This window comes from Citrobacter sp. KH_055_1 (assembly GCF_057838705.1).
This window is the reverse complement of record NZ_CM174473.1, coordinates 2,295,207-2,314,049: the sequence shown is the minus strand read 5'-3', so window position 1 is coordinate 2,314,049 and position 18,843 is coordinate 2,295,207. Positions and strand designations below refer to the sequence as shown.

The following is an 18,843-nucleotide window of genomic DNA, read 5'->3' as shown; positions in this document are numbered from 1 at the left end:
GAGAAGACTATGTCGCGCCAGCATACGCCAACAGAACTGAATGATGCATTAAAAGGAACGAAACCTACTTTTCTTATCCTGTTATTTTTTAGTTGTGTGATTAATATGCTTATGCTGGCGCCGGCAATTTATATGCTACAGGTTTATGACCGCGTTCTGGTGAGTAAAAACACCACCACGCTGTTAATGTTAACCTTACTTATTGTCGGTTTATATACTGTCATTGCCATGATTGAATCAGCCCGTGCTAAGGTCATGGTTCGTTTGGGAAATCGGCTGGACGTGAAGTTAAGCCAGCTAATTTTTAACTCGGCGTTTAAAAGAAAGATTGCCACCGGAGAGAACAATCCCGCGCAGTCAATAGCAGAACTTGACCAGGTTCGTCAGTTTCTTTCTGGCAATAGCCTGTTTGCTCTGCTGGATATTCCGTGGACCCCCATTTATTTATTCATCGCCTTTCTTGTCCACCCTTTATTGGGATATCTCTCCCTCGGCGGGATATCCATACTGTTTATTCTCACCATAGTGTCTGAATTATCGACGAAGCGACCTATTCAGCAAGCCCATGCGTTGACCATCAACAATGCCACAAAACTCAATAAGCAGTTGCAAAACTCCGATGCCATTGAAGCGATGGGGATGCTCTCTACCCTCAAGTCCAACTGGCAAACCCAGCATGACAAGGTGCTGGTATTACAAACGCAGATCGCCGACAAAACGGCAGGATTAAGCAGCCTGAGCCGCTTCGTGCGAGTGTTATTGCAGTCCATCGCGCTGGGCGCCGGTGCGCTACTGGTGATCGGGGGACAAATTACCCCGGGCCTGATGATTGCCGCCTCGATTATTCTGGGGCGCGTTCTGAACCCGGTTGAACAGGTGATCGGCAGCTGGAAGCAGTTTGTGCAATTTCGCAGCGCGTGGCACCAGTTATCAAACCTGCTGAAGGAGTACCCGGCACCGAAAGATGTCCTGACGCTGCCAAAACCCAAAGGCAATATCAGCGTCGAAGCCGTCTTTGCGGCCGCCCCCGGTCAGCATACTCCGCTGCTACGCAATATTTCATTTCAGCTTGAACAAGGCGAAGTACTGGGGATTATCGGCCCGTCAGCCTCAGGCAAAACATCGCTGGCTAAAGTGCTGGTCGGCGTGTGGAAACCGTTATCGGGTAAAGTCAGGCTCGACGGCGCGGATATTTGTCAGTGGGATAAAGAACTGCTGGGTCCGTCCATCGGCTACCTTCCGCAGGATGTCGAGCTGTTTGACGGCACAATCGCGCAAAACATTGCCCGTTTTACGAAAAATGACAGTGAACTTATCGTGGCGGCCGCGCTGCTTGCGGGTGTGCACGAGATGATCCTGCGCCTGCCGCAGGGGTATGACACTTTACTGGGTTCAGGTGGATATCAATTATCAGGTGGTCAGCGTCAGCGTATCGGGCTGGCGCGCGCGGTGTATAACAACCCCGCATTTCTGGTCCTTGATGAGCCAAATGCTAACCTGGATGATGCCGGTGAATTTGCCCTCATCAAGGCGATTAATACCCTCAGAACCCAGGGGCAAACCACCGTAATCATTTCCCATCGCCCCACGCTGCTCGGTGTGGTGAACAAGGTTTTACTGCTCAATGAAGGGGCTATCCAGGAGTTTGGTACCCGTGATCAGGTCTTTACCACGTTACGCCAGGCCAATGTATTAAAACCAGTGGCGACAGCGTCTTCATCCAACAATGAACAAAAACGCGAGGCATGAAGATGAAAAAGAATACAAAAGGTTCTGGAAATCCGGGTTCTTCAGGTGTGGATACCAATATCTGGGCGCCGATTGTTCGGGGAATCATCGTCATCGTGCTCGGCGTTGGCGGCTTTCTGCTCTGGGCGGTACAGGCGCCGTTGGATGCCGGGGTGGTCGCGGATGGCACGGTGACGGTATCAAGCAACCGGAAAACAATTCAACATCTGAGCGGCGGACGTGTAACGGATATCTTCGTTAAAGAAGGTGACCAGGTCAAAAAAAATCAGGTCCTCGTCCGTCTGGATAAAATGCAGCTCGATATGCGTTTCAGTGCCTTAAACGCGCAGTATATTTCAGCAAAAAGTATTGAAGACCGGCTGATGGCAGAGCGAGACGGCCTGGAGGAGATTGCCTTCAATAGCGCGCTGACTCAGCAATTTTCCGGGAATAAACGTCTGACAGAAGTCAGAAATTTGCAGGCCAAACTCTTTGATACCCGGCGTAAAACGATTCAGGATGAATTGTCGATGATTCAGGAAACGCTTGATGGCCTGATCGGGCAGACGGAAAATCTCAACAAAATAAAAGGTTATCGCGATCATCAGTTCACGCTGATTAACCGCGAGCTCGGCGCAATTCGTGCATTGAGTGAAAAAAACTACTACCCGAAAGCGCAATTACTGGTGCTTGAACGTGAGGCCGCTGAAATCTCCAGCAGTGTATCCGAAGATATTCTGAACATTGCCAAACTCAAATCTCAGCAAAATGAGTTGAAAATCAAAGCATATCAGGCGCGTCATCAATACCTGCGTGAGGTAGAGTCTGAACTGACCGAAAACCAAAAAGAAGTCGCCATGCTGGAAGATGAACTGGTATCTACCCGTCATGAGCTGGATAACACAGAAATTCGCTCCCCCATTAACGGTGTGGTACTGGACGTTAAGGTCAGTACCGTTGGAGGTGTAATTCAGCCGGGCGAACATCTGATGGATATTGTTGCCGCCGGACAACCGATGCAAATCGATGCCAAAATACCGGTACATGCCATTGATAAACTGGCGCCAGGGTTAACCGTGGACGTCCTGTTCCCGGCCCTTAACCACGCGTTGCTGCCGTCAGTACCTGCGCATGTATTAACCGTCTCCGCTGACCGGTTAATTGATGAAGCCACCCAACAGCCCTATTATCTCGCCGAAGTGCAGGTTTCCTCTGAAGGTGCGCGCTTGCTGGGTGATTACAAGATTAAAGCCGGGATGCCCGCCAGCGTAACGATAAAAACCGGCGAGCGGACATTTTTAAGCTACCTGTTTAAACCCTTACTCGCCCGTCTGGAACTGGCGTTTAAAGAATACTGATCGCCAATTCATTACCCTGACAGGAACCCTGGTGCTCATTCGCGAGCATCAGGCCTGTTTATGCCATTGCTGGTCGCCCTGCTTTCTTGTAACCTTCCCCTTCGCAAGCCTACTGCGTGCGTGAATGATTAATTTGCACCCCTGAACTGGACTTCATATGAATGCTCATACTTCGAAAGACCCTTTACACGGCGTAACGCTTGAAATGCAGGTCACTGCGCTGGTTGACCGCTTTGGTTGGGCTGAGCTGAGCCAACTCATCAACATCAACTGTTTTAAAAACGATCCCAGCGTTAAATCCAGTTTAAAATTTCTGCGCCGCACACCCTGGGCGCGCGCTGAAGTAGAAGCGTTGTATCTTGATTCCCTGAATGATGACGCCCCGGAAAACACCGAGTCACCGGACTTCGATCCCTGGGCTAATAGTCGCGCTAATAAGAAATAAGAGCCCTTTCAGATGTCTGCACCCGGTTTTATTTCAGGTCATTACCAGAAAAAGCTGGCGAATCTCGTCGCCCGTTCTCGCAACATACTGCCAATAACCAACGTGAAATGGTTCGCCGTGCTCGTCGGCAGCATGCTCTTACTCGGCAGTTGCTCTTCCGAGCCGCCGGTGCCGAAAACCTCGCCACAGCCGCCGTTAACCAAACCGCAGCGTAGCCAGGAGCCGATGCGTGGTGTCTGGCTGGCAACGGTTTCGCGCCTGGACTGGCCGCCGATCTCCTCGGTTAACGGCAGTTCGTCCGCCATCCGCATTAGCCAGCAGAAAAAAGCGCTGACGGACAAGCTGGATAATCTTAAACGTCTTGGGATTAACACCGTGTTTTTCCAGGTCAAGCCGGATGCCACCGCGCTATGGCAATCCAAAATTTTGCCGTGGTCAGATACCCTGACGGGCAAAATTGGTGAAGATCCGGGTTACGATCCGCTGCAGTTTATGCTCGACGAAGCCCATAAGCGTGGGATGAGAGTCCATGCCTGGTTTAATCCGTATCGCGTTTCTGTCAACACCAAACCCGGAACGGTAACGGAATTAAATAATACCTTGTCCCAGAATCCATCCAGCGTCTTTGTTCTGCATCGGGACTGGATCCGCACGGCGGGTGAGCGTTTCGTCCTCGACCCGGGCATTCCTGAAGTCAGGGACTGGGTAACCAGCATCGTGGCGGAAGTGGTTGAGAATTATCCCGTCGACGGCGTGCAGTTTGATGACTACTTCTATACCGAATCACCCGGTTCTGCGCTCAACGACAGTCAGACCTTCAGAAAATATGGTCAAGGATTTGCCTCGAAAGCGGACTGGCGACGCCATAACACAGAAAAGCTCATTGCGCAGGTCTCGCAGACTATCAAGAAACTGAATCCTGAAGTGGAGTTCGGCGTCAGCCCGGCAGGCGTATGGCGTAACCGTTCGCACGACCCGGCGGGTTCCGACACGCGTGGTGCGGCGGCCTATGATGAATCCTATGCAGATACACGCCGCTGGGTTCAACTGGGCCTGCTGGATTACATCGCCCCACAGCTTTACTGGCCTTTTGCCCGGGATGCCGCGCGTTACGATGTGTTGGCAAAATGGTGGGCGAACGTGGTCAAGTCAACCAACACGCGCCTGTATATCGGGGTTGCGCTGTATAAGGTTGGTGAGCCGTCAAGAAAAGAGCCCGACTGGGCGGTTAACGGTGGTGTTCCGGAACTGAAAAAACAGCTCGATATGAACGAAACTGAACCGCACATCAACGGTACGATCCTGTTCAGAGAGGATTACCTTAATCAACCCCAAACCCAGGATGCGGTAACCTATATCCGCACCCGCTGGGGGCAGTAATGTTGCCACTGTCCGCCGCTATGGCATCAAGCGGCGGATGTTAGTCGATACAGATGCACACCAGATGACCGCGCTGAAGCTGGATTGCCCCCTGCCGTTTGAGTCTGGCAAGGGTATCCATAACCGTGCTACGCGAAAGTCCAGTACGATCCCGAATGTATTGTGCTGCAGAGATCCTTTGTCTGATCTCCTCAGGTTCTTGTTGCAGCAGTTCGAGGTGTCCCCAGACCATATCTGTGGCACTCCGGCTGGTGATAAGGCGATCGCGTTGGCTCATCACCTGGATAATGTAGGCTTCAACGACCGCTACCGACTCCCATAACTGATCGCGATTCACGACCGTCATAAAATCTGTTTTCTTGATAACGTGTGTCGTACAAGGACTGACGGCCTCAATATCATAAAAATTTTGCCCGGTAGGAAGAAAAAACTCTGCCATTCCCAGCATTATCGGCGCCTGCTGGCTTGCCAGAATAAGACCATCAATGCGACGTCTTATCACGATTCTCCCCTCTGTCAGCAGCCAAATTCCGTTCTCTCCCTGCGAGTCCATAATAAAAGACCCACTGCGATATAAGGATTGTGGTTCGGAAAGTGGTAATAACGCATTGAAAAGTCGGGAAATATTTACCGACAGAAGTTCGTCACTGCGACCTGATTGTTCGGGGGGATTTGTCATAGCATTCTCAAGATTATTTATATTGCCTCTCTTCAATAATTATCCTTCTGAACGGAAAAAGCAAATGAGGAAAATCCAATTTTGGATTGGCTTATATCGGATAATTTTCGAGGAAGTCTTATTTTATACTTTTAACATATTAACACTCTTTGCCATTAAAAATATGGCGATAATGTATCGCTAACAACGGGAGTTTTTATGGTACTCAATTATATTGCATTAGCGATGCTCATCTTCGTGTTCTTAGTTATTTTTTATGGCGTACTGATTTTGCATGACATTCCCTATGAAATTGCCAAAAAGAGAAATCACCCACATCTGGATGCGATCCATGTAGCTGGTTGGGTAAGCCTGTTTACGCTACATGCGCTCTGGCCATTTCTGTGGATATGGGCAACGTTATACAGTGATAAACAGGGTTGGCATGGTCATGTCTCGCGTAATGATACGCAGGAACTTACCGCGCGGATCGCCTCGCTGGAGAAAACACTCGAAAAAATAGCACCCGGTAATGTGCAGGAATCGAAGGTGAATTGATCGTGGAAACATTATTAGTATTAAGTTACGCCGCTATTGTTTATGCCATTTTCAAGATATTTAAAGTACCGTTAAATAAATGGACAGTCCCTACAGCGGTTCTTGGTGGGATAGTTATGCTGGGCGCGTTAATTCTCACCATGAATTACAACCATCCCTATACCGAGGATGCGCAAAAACTGGTAGTGGGTATTCCTGTTGTCCCACAGGTTACGGGCGTGGTGTCTGAAGTCACGGACAAAATTAATACACCGATCAAAAAAGGTGAGATTCTGTTTAAAATTGACCCTACCCGCTACAAAGCCAAACTGGAAAAACTGGAAGCGGACATTGTCACGGAAAAACATGACGTTATGGCGCTGGAAGAAAAACGCAATAGCGCGCGTCTTCAGTTTGAGCAGGCGAAAGCAGAGCGCGATAAGTATTACAAAAATTATCAGCGCTACCAGCAAGGAAGTCGGGCTAAGGTTAATCCCTTTACCGCCAATGATATTGATACCGCGCGTCAGGATTATCTGGCGCAGGATGCGGCGATGGATGCCGCCCATGCTGAATTGAACAGCATTCAAAAAGAACTCGACAGCAGTATTAATGGTCAAAATTCACAGATTGCCAGTTTACAGGCACAAATTGATGAGGCGCGATTCAATTATGAACAAACGATTGTTCGTGCTCCAAGTGACGGTTATATCAGTCAACTCCTAGTGCGGCCCGGAACCTATGCCTCGAGGCTCCCTTTTAAACCGGTGATGGTATTTATTCCTGCCCATAAGAATCAAATTGTGGCGGCTTTCCGTCAGAACGCTATTTTACGTCTTAATGTTGGCGACGATGCAGAGATTGTTTTTAACGGGTTGCCGGGACAGGTGATCGAAGGAAAAGTGGTGAACGTGGCCCCGGTAATCCCTACCGGAGCCTATTACGCCCAGGGCACGTTACAATCACTGAATATGGCGCCAGGAAGCAACAAAGTGCTTGTGAGCATTGATGTCGGTGAGAATCAGGCGGAACAGCAGTTGCCAGATGGCGTGGCCGCGCAGGTTGCGGTCTATTCCGCACACCATTTTGAAGCCTTGTCGTTGCTGCGAAAAATACTGTTGCGTATGACCAGTTGGATGCACTACCTGTATCTGGATCACTAATGGCGTATTCGGGCGCAGACGTTGCGCCCGAATACCAGTTTTGCGGAATCAGGCCGCAGCTGGTTCAGGCAATTTGAATGTCGAAACCAGCAGCGCTAACTGCTCGGCCTCTTCTTTAAGCACCTGGGTACGTGCGGCAGCGTCATCGATTAATGACGCATTCTGCTGCACGGTGCTGTCCATTTCAGTTACCGCCAGCGTGACTTCTGAAACACCTTTGCGTTGTTCTTCTCCCGCTACGCGAATTTCGCCCATCAACTGGCGTACCTGGCGCACATTGCTGACCAGTTCTTCCAGCCGTACGCCGGCAGTGTGAATTTGCTGACTGCTGCTGCCCACATGAGACACCGACTCATCAATCAGCGCTTTGATTTCCTGAGCGGCCGTAGCGCTGCGCTGTGCCAGCGTACGAACTTCAGAGGCGACAACGGCAAATCCTCTCCCCGCATCGCCCGCGCGAGCGGCCTCAACGGCAGCGTTCAGGGCCAGAATGTTGGTCTGGAAAGCAATGCTGTCAATCACCGCGACAATTTCTACCATTCTGCCGGATGAGCCGCTGACGTTATCCATGGTGGAGATCACCCCCTGCATCACATCGCCGCAGCGGTTGGCCGTTTGCGCGGTATTGTCGGATAACTCATCTGCCAGCTGCGTATTGCTCGCATTTTGATGAACGGTCGCATTTAACTGTTCCATTGCCGCTGAACTTTCTTCCAGCGCCGCTGCCTGCTGCGTCACCCGTGAAGAGAGCTCCATATTGCTGTCTGCCAGGCTGACCGCGTTATTGGCGACCACCACGCTGCTGCTTCTGACGGTAATCAGGATGGCCGCGATTTTATCGACAAACAGATTAAACGCCTCCGCGATGGCTGAAATCTCATCTTTGCCGCGGACATCGAGACGACGGGTCAAATCACCTTCGCCCTGCGCAATATCATCCAGAGCGCGACGCGTATCGTCCAGACGCGAGATCAGTCTGCGCACCACCAGCCAGGAGCCCACCAGCAGAACCGTCATAATCGGGATCAACACTTCCAGGACGTCCTGCATCATCACTTTTGCAAGGCCAACAATGCGTGATTCTGGCGTGACCAGGCCCACCACCCAGCCGGTGTCCGCCATCGGGAACAGCATCACCCGCGACGGTGTGTTCAGCACGCCATCATTTTCCAGCGTAATGGTTTTCACCCCGTTGGCAACGCGAAGCGACTTCAGGCCATTTTCGACCGGAGCCAGCCATTGCGCAGTGCGGGACAGATCGCTAAATGTTTTCTGTTTTGCGTTATCGGCCTGCGGGAAGTACAGGATTTGTCCCTGTTTATCGACCACAAACGCATAGCCACCGGTGCTGTTGCCCTGCTGCTGCATAAAGGTCGCGACGTTATCCAGACGAATATCGGTGGTCGCTACTCCGGCAAACGTGCCCGAGTGCAGGTATGGGATACTGCAGGTCACCATATTGACGCCAGAACTGGCATCCTGATAAACATCAGACCACAAACAACTGTTCTGAGAATGCCCTTTGGCATGCTGATACCAGCTTTCGTTGTGATAGCCATTTGAACCTTCGGCGTTATAGTCGTTGGAAAAATCCAGTTTTCCCTCCGCGTTACGCGCCCAGAAAAAGCTGCGCTTCTCCACGCCCGGAGTGAAAGCATTTGGCTCCGGCCAGATCCCGCCGCCGGTAATAATCGAATTCTTATCCTCGCCAATCAGGTGCGGCACCACGCTTTGGTACAGGGATTCATCGTTAGGTAATACTTCAGCCAGACGTGACAGACTAACGGTCTCACCCTCAATACGCGATAACACAGTACTCAGTTGGCGGGTTAACCCTTGCCCCGTCTCTTCGATCAGGGCGGTATTGATCTCAACAACCCTGGGCTGACCGCGCCAGAGCATAATCGCGACAATCACCAGGGTGGTGACGGCAAGCAGCAGAATGCCGCCAATGGTTAAACGTGTGGAAATACGAGTAGGATACCAGGCCATACAAACTCCTTCTGCAAAAGGCTAACTTTTAAGCAGTATCGGCACGGGTGTTTATATCTTTATGATGATTTATCAGAGGATGTGAAAATATATATGTGACACTGTCACGTATAGCAAAACCCAGCACTGTGGCTGGGTTTTAATAAGTGTTTAATCTTATTTAGATAATTCTTTTTTGATCTCAGCTTTTATTTTACTTAATTCACTCTGTGGATTTTTTTTGCACATTTCAATGGTCAGGGGAACCGCAGTAGTGATCGTTTCGTTATAGTCTACGTAGTCACCCCCTTTGAAGTCTTCATCTTCGTTCAGCACCCAGAAGGCAACCGGCGCCATGGTTTGTGGGTTCAAATCAATAAACTCCTGGCAGCTCATCCCTTTAGGCGTCACTTCAGTTTTTGTGGTCTCAGTTGCTGCATTGACGCTGACACTGGTTAACAACGCGGCAACCAGAATACCTGCGGTAGAAAGGGAGAATTTATTCATTGTAGTACTCCATTTATAATATAGATAATATCTACACTTGCGCTTTAAACCGTTAATGTAGCTCGGGAAAAATAATACCCCTACTATTAAAAGAATAAAGATGATGGTCGTTGATATGGCTGAAATTTATATTTCGGGTTACCAATTCTGATGTCAGTGGGGAAAATATCGCTCACAATGTGATCGTCCCGACGAAATCCACCGATTCATACCCCGCTTTCCCTACCGTTGCACCAAAACTGAACTACGCTGCACAAATGTTGATCATTGGTTAATAAAATTACGCATTGCTTAACAAATGGCGCCAGTAAACCGGGGGCGCAGACATGGCACGCGTCCTGCATTGTTAATCCAGTAACAACGACACGGCATCTGACAGGCAACTAACAGCGAGACGGTAATGACATCAAAACCTGAATTATTCGCCCGCGTAGAACATACCTTCAGCCAGCTTACGCCGAGTGAAAAGCGTGTTGCCGGTTGGCTGTTAGCACACGCTGCGCAGATTCCGTTTGAAACTGCAGACGGCATTGCTAAGGCCACGGGAACCAGTGGCATTACCGTTGGACGCTATCTGCGCAAACTGGGTTTTCGCAATCTGGAAGATGCTAAAGCCAGCCTGCGCGAACTGCCTGTTATCCCCTATCAGCCGTGGGGAATGAATGAACGGCTTGATTCCTGGCACCAGCAGCAACGTCTGCCGGACCGGGCGCAGCAGTCGCTGCTGCTGGAAATTGATGCCATTACCCATGTTTATCAACTGGCGCAAAGCGACACATTTTTACGCATTGCGCAACAGCTGGCACACGCCGAGGCCGTGTATATCCTCGGCATTCAGTCGACCCGCGGGATTGCCAACGCCTTTTTCAGCCATCTGGAATACCTGCGACCTAAAGTCAGTTACTCCGAAGGCTTGTCCGGAAGCTGGGTTGAGTCACTGAATTCAGGATTTGACCAGCCGTATGTGGTGATAACCGATATGCGCGCCTACTCGGCAACATCACGACAATATTGCCGGGTCGCCCGCGACCGCCACATTCCGCTGGCGCTGATAACCGATGTTTGGTGTCCGTGGGCCAGAGACTACGGTATTGATTTACTCCAGGTGAAAACCGACACCGGGCATTTCTGGGACTCCCTTGCCCCCGTCAGCTGTCTGTTCAACTTATTACTCTCCGCGGTGGTGGCGCAACTGGGCGACGCTCTCGCCGGGCGCCTGCAAACCAATCGCCAACTCCAACAGCAGTTTGGTCAATTCGAACAATAAACAGGAATCGTGCTATGCCAGAAACCTCTGTTCTGGTCGATCTGTCGGTGATCTTTCCGTCACTGCATATCGATCTCAAATACGCTACCCGCGATAACATTACCGGCGCACCCGTCTACCGGGAAGCGCGCTGCCTGTTACACACCGATGCGGTCACGGGACTGGCCAAAAGCATCAGCATTGCGAAACTGGCGGGCCTGAATCTGGTGGTGTACGACGCTTATCGTCCGCAGCAGGCGCAGGCGATGCTATGGAATGCCTGCCCGGATCCGCAGTACGTTGTCGATGTCGCGATTGGCTCCAATCACAGCCGTGGCACGGCCATTGACGTCACGCTGATGGACGAACGTGGCAATGTCCTCGATATGGGGGCCGATTTTGATGAAATGCACGATCGTTCCCACGCCTGGCATCCTTCCGTTGCGCCACCCGCACAGCGTAATCGACTGATGCTGAATGCCATTATGTCCGGTGGCGGTTTTGTCGGGATCAGCAGCGAATGGTGGCATTTTGAATTACCAGACGCAGCTCGTTACCCCCTGCTTGATGACTGTATTGCGTGTTTCCCTGCCCCCCAAATAACAACACCACACCCCCTTTAATTTCTGGAGCCTGGTTATGAAGACAACACACACCTTAACATCGCTGTTTCGCCCCGCGCTGATTGCTTTAGCATTAGCGGCAGCCCTGCCCGCTGCACAAGCCGCGGTACCTAAGGATATGCTGGTGATCGGTAAAGCCGCCGATCCACAAACGCTCGATCCTGCCGTCACGATTGATAACAACGACTGGACGGTAACCTATCCGTCTTATCAGCGTCTGGTGCAGTACAAAACTGAAGGTGATAAAGGCTCCACGGAAGTAGAAGGCGATTTAGCCAGCGGCTGGAAGGCGTCTGACGATCAAAAAGAGTGGACCTTCACCCTGAAAAGCGAGGCCAAATTTGCCGATGGCACGCCGGTAACGGCTGAGGCGGTGAAGCAATCTTTTGAACGCCTGATCAAAATTGGTCAGGGACCTGCCGAAGCGTTCCCGAAAGATTTGAAGGTAGAGGCCATTGATGCCAGTACGGTGAAATTTACCCTCAGCCAGCCGTTCGCGCCTTTCCTGTACACGCTGGCGAATGACGGCGCGTCAATAATCAACCCGGCGGTGTTAAAAGAACATTCCGCCGACGATGCGCGCGGTTTCCTTGCCCAGAATACGGCGGGCTCGGGTCCTTTTATGTTAAAGAGCTGGCAAAAAGGACAGCAGCTGGTTCTGGTGCCGAACCCGCATTGGGCGGGCACCAAGCCAGTATTTAAGCGCGTATCGGTGAAAATCATCGGTGAAAGCGCCTCCCGCCGTCTGCAGTTGTCGCGCGGCGATATCGATATTGCTGATGCGCTGCCCGTCGATCAGCTTGCCGCCTTAAAGCAGGAAGGCAAAGTCAAAGTAGCGGATTACCCGTCACTGCGCGTGACCTACCTTTACTTGAACAACAGTAAAGCACCGCTCAATCAGGTGGATTTACGCCGCGCTATTTCGTGGTCAACGGATTATAAGGGCATGGTGAGCGGGATCCTCAGCGGCAACGGTAAGCAGATGCGCGGCCCGATCCCCGAAGGCATGTGGGGCTTTGATGAAAAAGCCATGCAATACAGCTTTGATGAAGCGAAAGCCAAAGCCGAGTGGGACAAAGTCGCAAACAAACCAGACAGCCTGAGCTTCCTGTACTCGGATAACGACCCGAACTGGGAGCCGATTGCCCTCGCCACCCAGGCCAGTCTTGGCAAGCTGGGGATCAAGGTCAAGCTGGAAAAACTGGCCAACGCCACCATGCGTGATCGCGTTGGTAAAGGTGATTACGACATCGCCATCGGCAACTGGAGCCCGGACTTCGCCGACCCGTACATGTTTATGAACTACTGGTTTGAGTCGGATAAAAAAGGCTTACCAGGCAACCGTTCATTCTATGAAAACAGTGAGGTCGATAAGCTGCTGCGCAGCGCGTTGTCAACGACCGACCAGGTGGCCAGAACCAACGATTACCAGCAGGCGCAAACCATCGTGATTGATGAAGCGGCCTACGTCTATTTATTCCAGAAAAACTACCAGCTGGCGATGAACAAAGACGTCAAAGGATTTGTATTTAACCCAATGCTGGAACAGGTCTTCAACATCTCCACCATGAGTAAATAATCTCACCACGTTTATGCGGAGCCGCATTGGCTCCGCAAGGGGAAGCCAATGACTTTCTGGAGCATTTTACGCCAGCGCTGCTGGGGACTTATCCTGGTGGTGGCCGGTGTTTGCGTCATCACCTTTATTATTTCGCACCTGATCCCGGGCGACCCCGCGCGGCTGCTGGCGGGCGATCGCGCCAGTGATGAAATTGTTGAGAATATTCGCCAACAGCTGGGTCTTAATCAGCCGCTGTACGTGCAATTTTTTCGCTACGTCAGCGATGTGTTTCAGGGCGATTTAGGCACCTCGATTCGTACCGGACGTCCGGTGATGGATGAGCTGCGCGTGTTCTTCCCCGCCACGCTTGAGCTGGCCTTTTGCTCCTTGCTGCTGGCGCTGATTATCGGGATCCCGCTGGGGATTTTATCCGCAGTCTGGCGTAACCGCTGGCTCGACCACCTTGTGCGTCTGATGGCAATCACCGGTATTTCGACGCCGGCGTTCTGGCTTGGTCTCGGGGTTATCGTACTGTTTTACGGTCATCTGCAAATATTACCCGGCGGTGGACGCCTGGATGACTGGCTGGATCCACCGACGCACGTTACCGGGTTTTACCTGATAGATGCGCTGCTGGAAGGCAATGGCGAGGTGTTTTTCAATGCGCTCCTGCATCTGATATTACCGTCTCTGACGCTGGCCTTTGTACATCTTGGTATTGTCGCCCGCCAGATCCGCTCCGCTATGCTCGAACAGCTTAGCGAGGATTACATCCGCACTGCCCGCGCCAGCGGTTTACCGGGCTGGTACATCATTTTGTGTTATGCGCTGCCCAACGCGCTCATTCCGTCCATCACCGTCCTGGGGCTGGCGCTGGGCGATCTGCTCTACGGCGCGGTACTTACCGAAACGGTATTCGCGTGGCCAGGCATGGGGGCCTGGGTCGTCACCTCCATACAGGCGCTCGACTTCCCGGCCGTCATGGGATTTGCCGTGGTGGTGTCATTTGCCTATGTGCTGGTCAACCTGGTGGTGGATTTACTCTACCTGTGGATTGACCCGCGCATCGGACGCGGAGGTACACAATGATGCTCTCACAAGAAACGCCCGCCACCTCGCCGAGCGCTCACCGTCGCCGCGACTGGGCCAAACTGTTCTGGATGATGAAAAGCAGCCCGCTGACGCTGATTGGCGGAGCGATCATCGTGCTGATGCTGTTGATGATGGTGCTGTCACCGTGGATAACGCCTTACGATCCCAATGCGATCGACCTCACCGCACGTCTGCTCCCCCCGTCAGCTACTCACTGGTTTGGTACTGATGAAGTGGGACGCGATCTGTTTAGCCGTGTACTGGTCGGCAGCCAGCAGTCGATCGTAGCAGGACTGGTGGTAGTGGGTATCGCCGGTGGGATTGGTTCACTGTTGGGCTGCCTGTCCGGCGTGATGGGCGGACGGGCGGACGCGATTATTATGCGCGTGATGGACGTAATGCTGTCGATCCCCTCGCTGGTGCTGACCATGGCGCTGGCCGCTGCGCTGGGGCCCAGCCTGTTTAACGCCATGCTGGCCATTGCGATTGTGCGCATTCCTTTCTACGTACGTCTGGCCCGGGGACAAACCCTGGTAGTCCGCCAGTTTACCTACGTACAGGCTGCCCGTACGTACGGCGCGTCCCGCTGGCATCTGATTAGCTGGCATATCTTACGTAATTCGCTGCCGCCGCTGATCGTGCAGGCCTCGCTGGACATCGGCAGTGCGATCCTGATGGCCGCCACGCTGGGGTTTATCGGGCTGGGTGCGCAGCAACCGAGCGCGGAATGGGGAGCCATGGTGGCAATTGGCCGCAACTACGTGCTTGACCAGTGGTGGTACTGTGCGTTTCCCGGTGCTGCCATTCTGATCACCGCCGTGGGTTTCAATCTCTTTGGAGACGGTATTCGTGACCTGCTGGACCCGAAAGCCGGAGGAAAACAGTCATGAGCCAACCCGTCCTGGAAATTGAAAATTTGCACCTGAGCTTCCCCGGCTATAAAGCTGACGTGCATGCGTTGAACCATGTCTCGTTGCACATCAACCGGGGTGAGATTGTCGGCGTGGTCGGCGAGTCCGGCTCCGGGAAATCCGTTACCGCCATGCTTGTCATGCGCCTGCTGCCGGAGGGCAGTTATCGCATTCACCAGGGGCGCGTGTCGCTGCTCGGTGAAGATGTGCTGAACGCCAGCGAGAAGCAAATGCGCAAATGGCGCGGGGCGCGCGTGGCAATGATTTTTCAGGAGCCGATGACGGCCCTAAACCCGACCCGGCGCATTGGCCAGCAAATGGTAGAGGTGATCCGCCATCATCAATTACTCAGCCGCACGGATGCGCGACAAAAAGCCATCGCCTTACTGGAGGAGATGCAAATCCCGGACGCCGCCGAAGTCATGTCGCGCTTCCCGTTTGAGCTTTCCGGCGGTATGCGCCAGCGGGTGATGATCGCGCTGGCTTTTTCCTGCGAGCCGGAGCTGATTATTGCTGATGAACCGACGACCGCGCTGGATGTGACGGTGCAACTGCAGGTACTGCGCTTGCTGAAGCATAAAGCGCGGGCCAGCGGCACGGCGGTGCTGTTTATCAGCCATGATATGGCGGTGGTTTCGCAACTGTGCGACCGGGTGTATGTCATGTATGCCGGAAGCGTGATCGAAAGCGGCCCGACGCAGACGGTGATTCAGCACCCGACGCATCCCTACTCCATTGGTTTGCTGAAATGCGCGCCAGAACACGGAGAGCCCCGCGCGCTGCTGCCCGCAATCCCGGGTACCGTGCCGAACTTAACCCAATTGCCTGCCGGATGTGCATTCCGCGAACGCTGTTATGCGGCCGGGACACAGTGTGACGCGGTCCCGGCATTACGCAGTCAGGGGCATGCGGATCAGCAGTCCGCCTGCTGGTATCCCCAACTGGAGACTCGTCATGACTGACATTTTGCTGTCGCTTCAGGATATACATGTCAACTTCCCGGCCCGTAAAAACTGGCTTGGCAAGGTCACCGAGCGCGTGCACGCGCTCAACGGGTTAGATTTACAGATTCGCCAGGGGGAAACATTGGGTATCGTTGGTGAGTCTGGCTGTGGCAAAAGTACGCTGGCTCAACTGCTCATGGGGATGCTCAGGCCGAGTCAGGGGCAATACGCTCGCAGCACAGAAAAACACAGCGGCATGCAAATGGTCTTTCAGGACCCACTTTCGTCGTTGGATCCGCGCTTGCCGGTGTGGCGGATCATTACCGAACCAGTGTGGATCCAAAAGCGCAGCGCCGAACGTCACCGCCGCGCCCTTGCGGAAGAGCTGGCGTTACACGTGGGGATTCGTCCGGAATACCTTGACCGCCTGCCGCACGCGTTTTCCGGCGGGCAGCGCCAGCGCATTGCCATTGCCCGCGCGTTGTCCTCTGAGCCGGATGTGATTGTGCTTGATGAACCCACCTCGGCGCTGGATATTTCCGTACAGGCGCAAATCCTCAACCTGTTGGTGGCGCTACAGGCACGCAGAAACCTGACCTATGTGCTGATCTCGCATAACGTGTCGGTCGTGCGGCATATGAGCGACCGGGTGGCGGTAATGTACCTCGGGCAAATCGTCGAGCTGGGTGACACGCAGCAGGTATTAACCTCTCCCGCGCACCCGTATACACGTCTGTTGCTGGACTCGGTCCCTAAAACCGGTGCACCGCTGGCGGAAGATCTGGTGTTACGTAAAACCGAGTTGCCGGGGAATCGAACCCTACCGCAGGGATGTTATTTCCGCGATCGCTGCCCACTGGCGACTCAGGGATGTGAGAAGAAACAGGCATTATTGAAAAACGAGACCGGGAGTGAAGTCCGCTGCTGGCGGGCAGTTAGCGAAATCTGACCTCACGGGCGTAGTGTGCCTGGTGTATCAGGCGCAATATGCCTTTTTCAGCGCATCCACCAGCATTTCGGATGCAGTCGACAACTTATGATGCGAGGAACGCAGGATCCCAATACGACGCTGGATAACCGGGCCGTCCAGCTCAATACAGGTTGCGCCAAGTTCGGTCATCTGTGTGCGGCACAATGCAGGCACGGCACTGCCGCCTAAACCATTCGCCACCAGGCGTCCAATGGTCACCAACTGGTGACTCTCCAGCGCCACTTCCAGCGCATGGCCGCTTTGTACCAGTTGCTCTTCCAGCATCAGACGTACGGCAGAGGGACGTTGCAAGGTAATAAAATCCAGCGTCAGCAAGTCCTTCCATGCGATGCGTTCCCGGCCAGCCAGACGACTGGTCGGAGGGACGATGGCGATAAAACGATCCATCCCGAGCGGGGTAAAATGCAGGTGTCCGGAGTAGTCCGGTTCAAAGGCAATCCCCATCTCGACCCGCCCTTCGCTGACCATTTCAATCACCTGCTCGTTAATTACGTCGTGCACCGTGACATTGACACCGGCATAGCTGTCGCGAAAGGTCTTGAGCACCGGCGGCAGCACATTCGCGGCAAATGACGGCATCGCAGCAATCGAAATTTTGCCACGTTGCAGTGTAAAGCGCTGGCGCATGGCTTCTTCGGTATTTTCCCAGTCGGCAAGCAGCTGTCGCCCCATGGTCAGCAGCGTTTCGCCCTCCTGCGTCAGGGTCACCTTGCGGGTGGTTCTTAACAGTAAAGCGCCCCCTAACGACTCTTCCAGTCCTTTGATCGCCAGGCTTAACGCGGGTTGCGACATATTCAGCCGTTCACTGGCATGAGCAAAATTCAGAGTGTGAGCTACCGCTAAAAACGCGCGTAACTGTTTGATGCTCATTCTCATTACTCATTCCTTTAACTTGTTGAATACCTTTAATTAACATTAAATTGATAAAAAAACCCAATGAGTGAGTCACAAATTTAAAATTAACAAATCATTTTTCACCCCTAATGATGTCGCCAGGAACAACTGGAGGGGCAAGTGTATGGCTGGACTGGATAAACGGGTCGCCACGTATCAACAGGCGTTGGAAGGGCTGACTGACAACATGACGCTGCTGGCAGGCGGTTTTGGCTTATGCGGTATTCCTGAGAATTTGATTGCAGAAGTGCGCCGTCGGAACGTTCAGGGACTGACCGTGGTGTCGAACAACTGCGGCGTGGACGGGTTTGGCCTCGGCGTGCTGCTGGAAGCACGCCAGGTACGCAAAGTGGTGGCGTCCTATGTCGGTGAAAATGCCCTGTTCGAAAAGCAGGTGCTGAGCGGAGAGCTGGAAGCCATTCTGACGCCACAGGGCACGCTGGCGGAGCAGCTACGAGCCGGTGGTGCGGGCATTCCCGCCTTCTTCACCGCCACCGGGTACGGAACCCCCGTCGCCGAAGGCAAAGAGGTGCGCGAGTTTGCCGGCCGGCCTTACATCATGGAGCAGGCGATTACCGGTGATTTCGCGCTGGTCAAAGGCTGGAAAGCCGACTGGTACGGCAACGTCATCTACCGCCATACCGCACAAAACTTTAACCCACTGATGGCAGCAGCCGGACGCATCACGGTAGTCGAAGTGGAAGAAATTGTCCCTCCCGGCGAGCTGGATCCCGCCGCTATTCACACCCCCGGAATTTTCGTCAATCGCATTATTCAGGGGCAGTTCGAAAAACGTATTGAACAACGCACCCTACGCCATCAAGGAGCCTGACC

General features: G+C 53.0%; 18 protein-coding genes. 14 read left to right on the top strand and 4 right to left on the bottom strand.

Annotated features, from left to right (window positions below; translation table 11 throughout):
- Positions 1-9: 9 nt before the first annotated feature.
- The 4 genes from AC3ITF_RS10740 to AC3ITF_RS10725 all read left to right on the top strand — a co-directional run bounded on the left by AC3ITF_RS10740 (position 10) and on the right by AC3ITF_RS10725 (position 4,911).
- Complete coding sequence (locus tag AC3ITF_RS10740; protein ID WP_137400132.1) at positions 10-1,749, top strand: type I secretion system permease/ATPase; 1,740 nt, start codon at positions 10-12, stop codon at positions 1,747-1,749.
- 2 nt (positions 1,750-1,751) lie between these two features.
- Positions 1,752-3,086 carry an HlyD family type I secretion periplasmic adaptor subunit gene (locus tag AC3ITF_RS10735; RefSeq protein ID WP_117342788.1) on the top strand — a complete coding sequence of 445 codons (1,335 nt, stop codon included), beginning with the start codon at positions 1,752-1,754 and terminating at the stop codon, positions 3,084-3,086.
- 157 nt (positions 3,087-3,243) lie between these two features.
- Positions 3,244-3,531, top strand: a complete 288-nt coding sequence (locus tag AC3ITF_RS10730) for a VF530 family protein (protein ID WP_096757060.1) — start codon at positions 3,244-3,246, stop codon at positions 3,529-3,531.
- A gap of 12 nt (positions 3,532-3,543) precedes the next feature.
- On the top strand, positions 3,544-4,911 hold the full coding sequence (locus AC3ITF_RS10725; RefSeq protein WP_279271958.1) for a glycoside hydrolase family 10-like protein: 1,368 nt from the start codon (positions 3,544-3,546) through the stop codon (positions 4,909-4,911).
- A gap of 40 nt (positions 4,912-4,951) precedes the next feature.
- Here AC3ITF_RS10725 and AC3ITF_RS10720 read toward each other — a convergent pair whose 3' ends face one another.
- Positions 4,952-5,413 (bottom strand): helix-turn-helix domain-containing protein, encoded by a 462-nt coding sequence (locus tag AC3ITF_RS10720; RefSeq protein ID WP_137363555.1) that lies wholly within the window; start codon positions 5,411-5,413, stop codon positions 4,952-4,954.
- Positions 5,414-5,788: 375 nt separating this feature from the next.
- Between AC3ITF_RS10720 and AC3ITF_RS10715 the strand changes: the two genes are divergently transcribed.
- Both AC3ITF_RS10715 and AC3ITF_RS10710 read left to right on the top strand, forming a co-directional pair.
- On the top strand, positions 5,789-6,127 hold the full coding sequence (locus AC3ITF_RS10715) for a DUF3302 domain-containing protein (RefSeq protein ID WP_096757054.1): 339 nt from the start codon (positions 5,789-5,791) through the stop codon (positions 6,125-6,127).
- 2 nt (positions 6,128-6,129) lie between these two features.
- Positions 6,130-7,269, top strand: coding sequence for an HlyD family secretion protein (locus AC3ITF_RS10710; protein WP_115259944.1), 1,140 nt, complete (start codon positions 6,130-6,132; stop codon positions 7,267-7,269).
- Positions 7,270-7,317: 48 nt separating this feature from the next.
- On the opposite strand, the gene AC3ITF_RS10705 is transcribed toward AC3ITF_RS10710, so the two are convergent.
- Together AC3ITF_RS10705 and hdeB are read right to left on the bottom strand one after the other, a co-directional pair.
- Positions 7,318-9,261 (bottom strand): methyl-accepting chemotaxis protein, encoded by a 1,944-nt coding sequence (locus AC3ITF_RS10705; protein WP_489176406.1) that lies wholly within the window; start codon positions 9,259-9,261, stop codon positions 7,318-7,320.
- A 156-nt stretch (positions 9,262-9,417) separates the two neighbouring features.
- Positions 9,418-9,747, bottom strand: coding sequence for an acid-activated periplasmic chaperone HdeB (gene hdeB, locus AC3ITF_RS10700; protein ID WP_115258498.1), 330 nt, complete (start codon positions 9,745-9,747; stop codon positions 9,418-9,420).
- A gap of 400 nt (positions 9,748-10,147) precedes the next feature.
- On the opposite strand from hdeB, the gene AC3ITF_RS10695 reads away from it, so the two are divergent.
- The 7 genes from AC3ITF_RS10695 to AC3ITF_RS10665 are packed head-to-tail and all read left to right on the top strand — an operon-like array spanning position 10,148 to position 17,073.
- Positions 10,148-11,014 (top strand): MurR/RpiR family transcriptional regulator, encoded by an 867-nt coding sequence (locus tag AC3ITF_RS10695; RefSeq protein WP_115258497.1) that lies wholly within the window; start codon positions 10,148-10,150, stop codon positions 11,012-11,014.
- A gap of 14 nt (positions 11,015-11,028) precedes the next feature.
- A complete protein-coding gene (gene ddpX, locus AC3ITF_RS10690; RefSeq protein WP_096757050.1) occupies positions 11,029-11,616 on the top strand; it encodes a D-alanyl-D-alanine dipeptidase in 588 nt (195 codons plus the stop codon).
- 16 nt (positions 11,617-11,632) lie between these two features.
- Positions 11,633-13,195 carry an ABC transporter substrate-binding protein gene (locus AC3ITF_RS10685; protein ID WP_489176405.1) on the top strand — a complete coding sequence of 521 codons (1,563 nt, stop codon included), beginning with the start codon at positions 11,633-11,635 and terminating at the stop codon, positions 13,193-13,195.
- A gap of 48 nt (positions 13,196-13,243) precedes the next feature.
- Entirely contained in the window at positions 13,244-14,266 is a 1,023-nt protein-coding gene (locus AC3ITF_RS10680) for an ABC transporter permease (RefSeq protein WP_489176404.1), read from the top strand.
- On the top strand, positions 14,263-15,159 hold the full coding sequence (gene ddpC / locus AC3ITF_RS10675) for a D,D-dipeptide ABC transporter permease (RefSeq protein ID WP_096757047.1): 897 nt from the start codon (positions 14,263-14,265) through the stop codon (positions 15,157-15,159). Before AC3ITF_RS10680 ends, ddpC begins: the two co-directional genes overlap by 4 nt.
- Positions 15,156-16,142 carry an ABC transporter ATP-binding protein gene (locus AC3ITF_RS10670; protein WP_489176403.1) on the top strand — a complete coding sequence of 329 codons (987 nt, stop codon included), beginning with the start codon at positions 15,156-15,158 and terminating at the stop codon, positions 16,140-16,142. The genes ddpC and AC3ITF_RS10670 overlap by 4 nt, the downstream gene beginning before the upstream one ends.
- Entirely contained in the window at positions 16,135-17,073 is a 939-nt protein-coding gene (locus AC3ITF_RS10665; protein WP_181820312.1) for an oligopeptide/dipeptide ABC transporter ATP-binding protein, read from the top strand. The genes AC3ITF_RS10670 and AC3ITF_RS10665 overlap by 8 nt, the downstream gene beginning before the upstream one ends.
- 27 nt (positions 17,074-17,100) lie before the next feature.
- Here AC3ITF_RS10665 and AC3ITF_RS10660 read toward each other — a convergent pair whose 3' ends face one another.
- A complete protein-coding gene (locus AC3ITF_RS10660; protein WP_096757044.1) occupies positions 17,101-17,991 on the bottom strand; it encodes a LysR family transcriptional regulator in 891 nt (296 codons plus the stop codon).
- A 142-nt stretch (positions 17,992-18,133) separates the two neighbouring features.
- Between AC3ITF_RS10660 and AC3ITF_RS10655 the strand changes: the two genes are divergently transcribed.
- Complete coding sequence (locus AC3ITF_RS10655; RefSeq protein ID WP_096757043.1) at positions 18,134-18,841, top strand: CoA transferase subunit A; 708 nt, start codon at positions 18,134-18,136, stop codon at positions 18,839-18,841.
- The last annotated feature ends 2 nt before the right edge of the window (positions 18,842-18,843 follow it).

Excerpts from the sequence above, each read along its gene's own strand:
- ddpC (WP_096757047.1), top strand. The coding sequence starts at position 14,263 with ATGATGCTCTCACAAGAAACGCCCGCCACCTCGCCGAGCGCTCACCGT.
- AC3ITF_RS10655 (WP_096757043.1), top strand. The coding sequence starts at position 18,134 with ATGGCTGGACTGGATAAACGGGTCGCCACGTATCAACAGGCGTTGGAA.
- AC3ITF_RS10730 (WP_096757060.1), top strand. The coding sequence starts at position 3,244 with ATGAATGCTCATACTTCGAAAGACCCTTTACACGGCGTAACGCTTGAA.
- ddpX (WP_096757050.1), top strand. The coding sequence starts at position 11,029 with ATGCCAGAAACCTCTGTTCTGGTCGATCTGTCGGTGATCTTTCCGTCA.
- AC3ITF_RS10680 (WP_489176404.1), top strand. The coding sequence starts at position 13,244 with ATGACTTTCTGGAGCATTTTACGCCAGCGCTGCTGGGGACTTATCCTG.
- AC3ITF_RS10665 (WP_181820312.1), top strand. The coding sequence starts at position 16,135 with ATGACTGACATTTTGCTGTCGCTTCAGGATATACATGTCAACTTCCCG.
- AC3ITF_RS10685 (WP_489176405.1), top strand. The coding sequence starts at position 11,633 with ATGAAGACAACACACACCTTAACATCGCTGTTTCGCCCCGCGCTGATT.
- AC3ITF_RS10725 (WP_279271958.1), top strand. The coding sequence starts at position 3,544 with ATGTCTGCACCCGGTTTTATTTCAGGTCATTACCAGAAAAAGCTGGCG.
- hdeB (WP_115258498.1), bottom strand. The coding sequence starts at position 9,747 with ATGAATAAATTCTCCCTTTCTACCGCAGGTATTCTGGTTGCCGCGTTG.
- AC3ITF_RS10740 (WP_137400132.1), top strand. The coding sequence starts at position 10 with ATGTCGCGCCAGCATACGCCAACAGAACTGAATGATGCATTAAAAGGA.
- AC3ITF_RS10670 (WP_489176403.1), top strand. The coding sequence starts at position 15,156 with ATGAGCCAACCCGTCCTGGAAATTGAAAATTTGCACCTGAGCTTCCCC.
- AC3ITF_RS10660 (WP_096757044.1), bottom strand. The coding sequence starts at position 17,991 with ATGAGAATGAGCATCAAACAGTTACGCGCGTTTTTAGCGGTAGCTCAC.
- AC3ITF_RS10735 (WP_117342788.1), top strand. The coding sequence starts at position 1,752 with ATGAAAAAGAATACAAAAGGTTCTGGAAATCCGGGTTCTTCAGGTGTG.
- AC3ITF_RS10695 (WP_115258497.1), top strand. The coding sequence starts at position 10,148 with ATGACATCAAAACCTGAATTATTCGCCCGCGTAGAACATACCTTCAGC.
- AC3ITF_RS10715 (WP_096757054.1), top strand. The coding sequence starts at position 5,789 with ATGGTACTCAATTATATTGCATTAGCGATGCTCATCTTCGTGTTCTTA.
- AC3ITF_RS10705 (WP_489176406.1), bottom strand. The coding sequence starts at position 9,261 with ATGGCCTGGTATCCTACTCGTATTTCCACACGTTTAACCATTGGCGGC.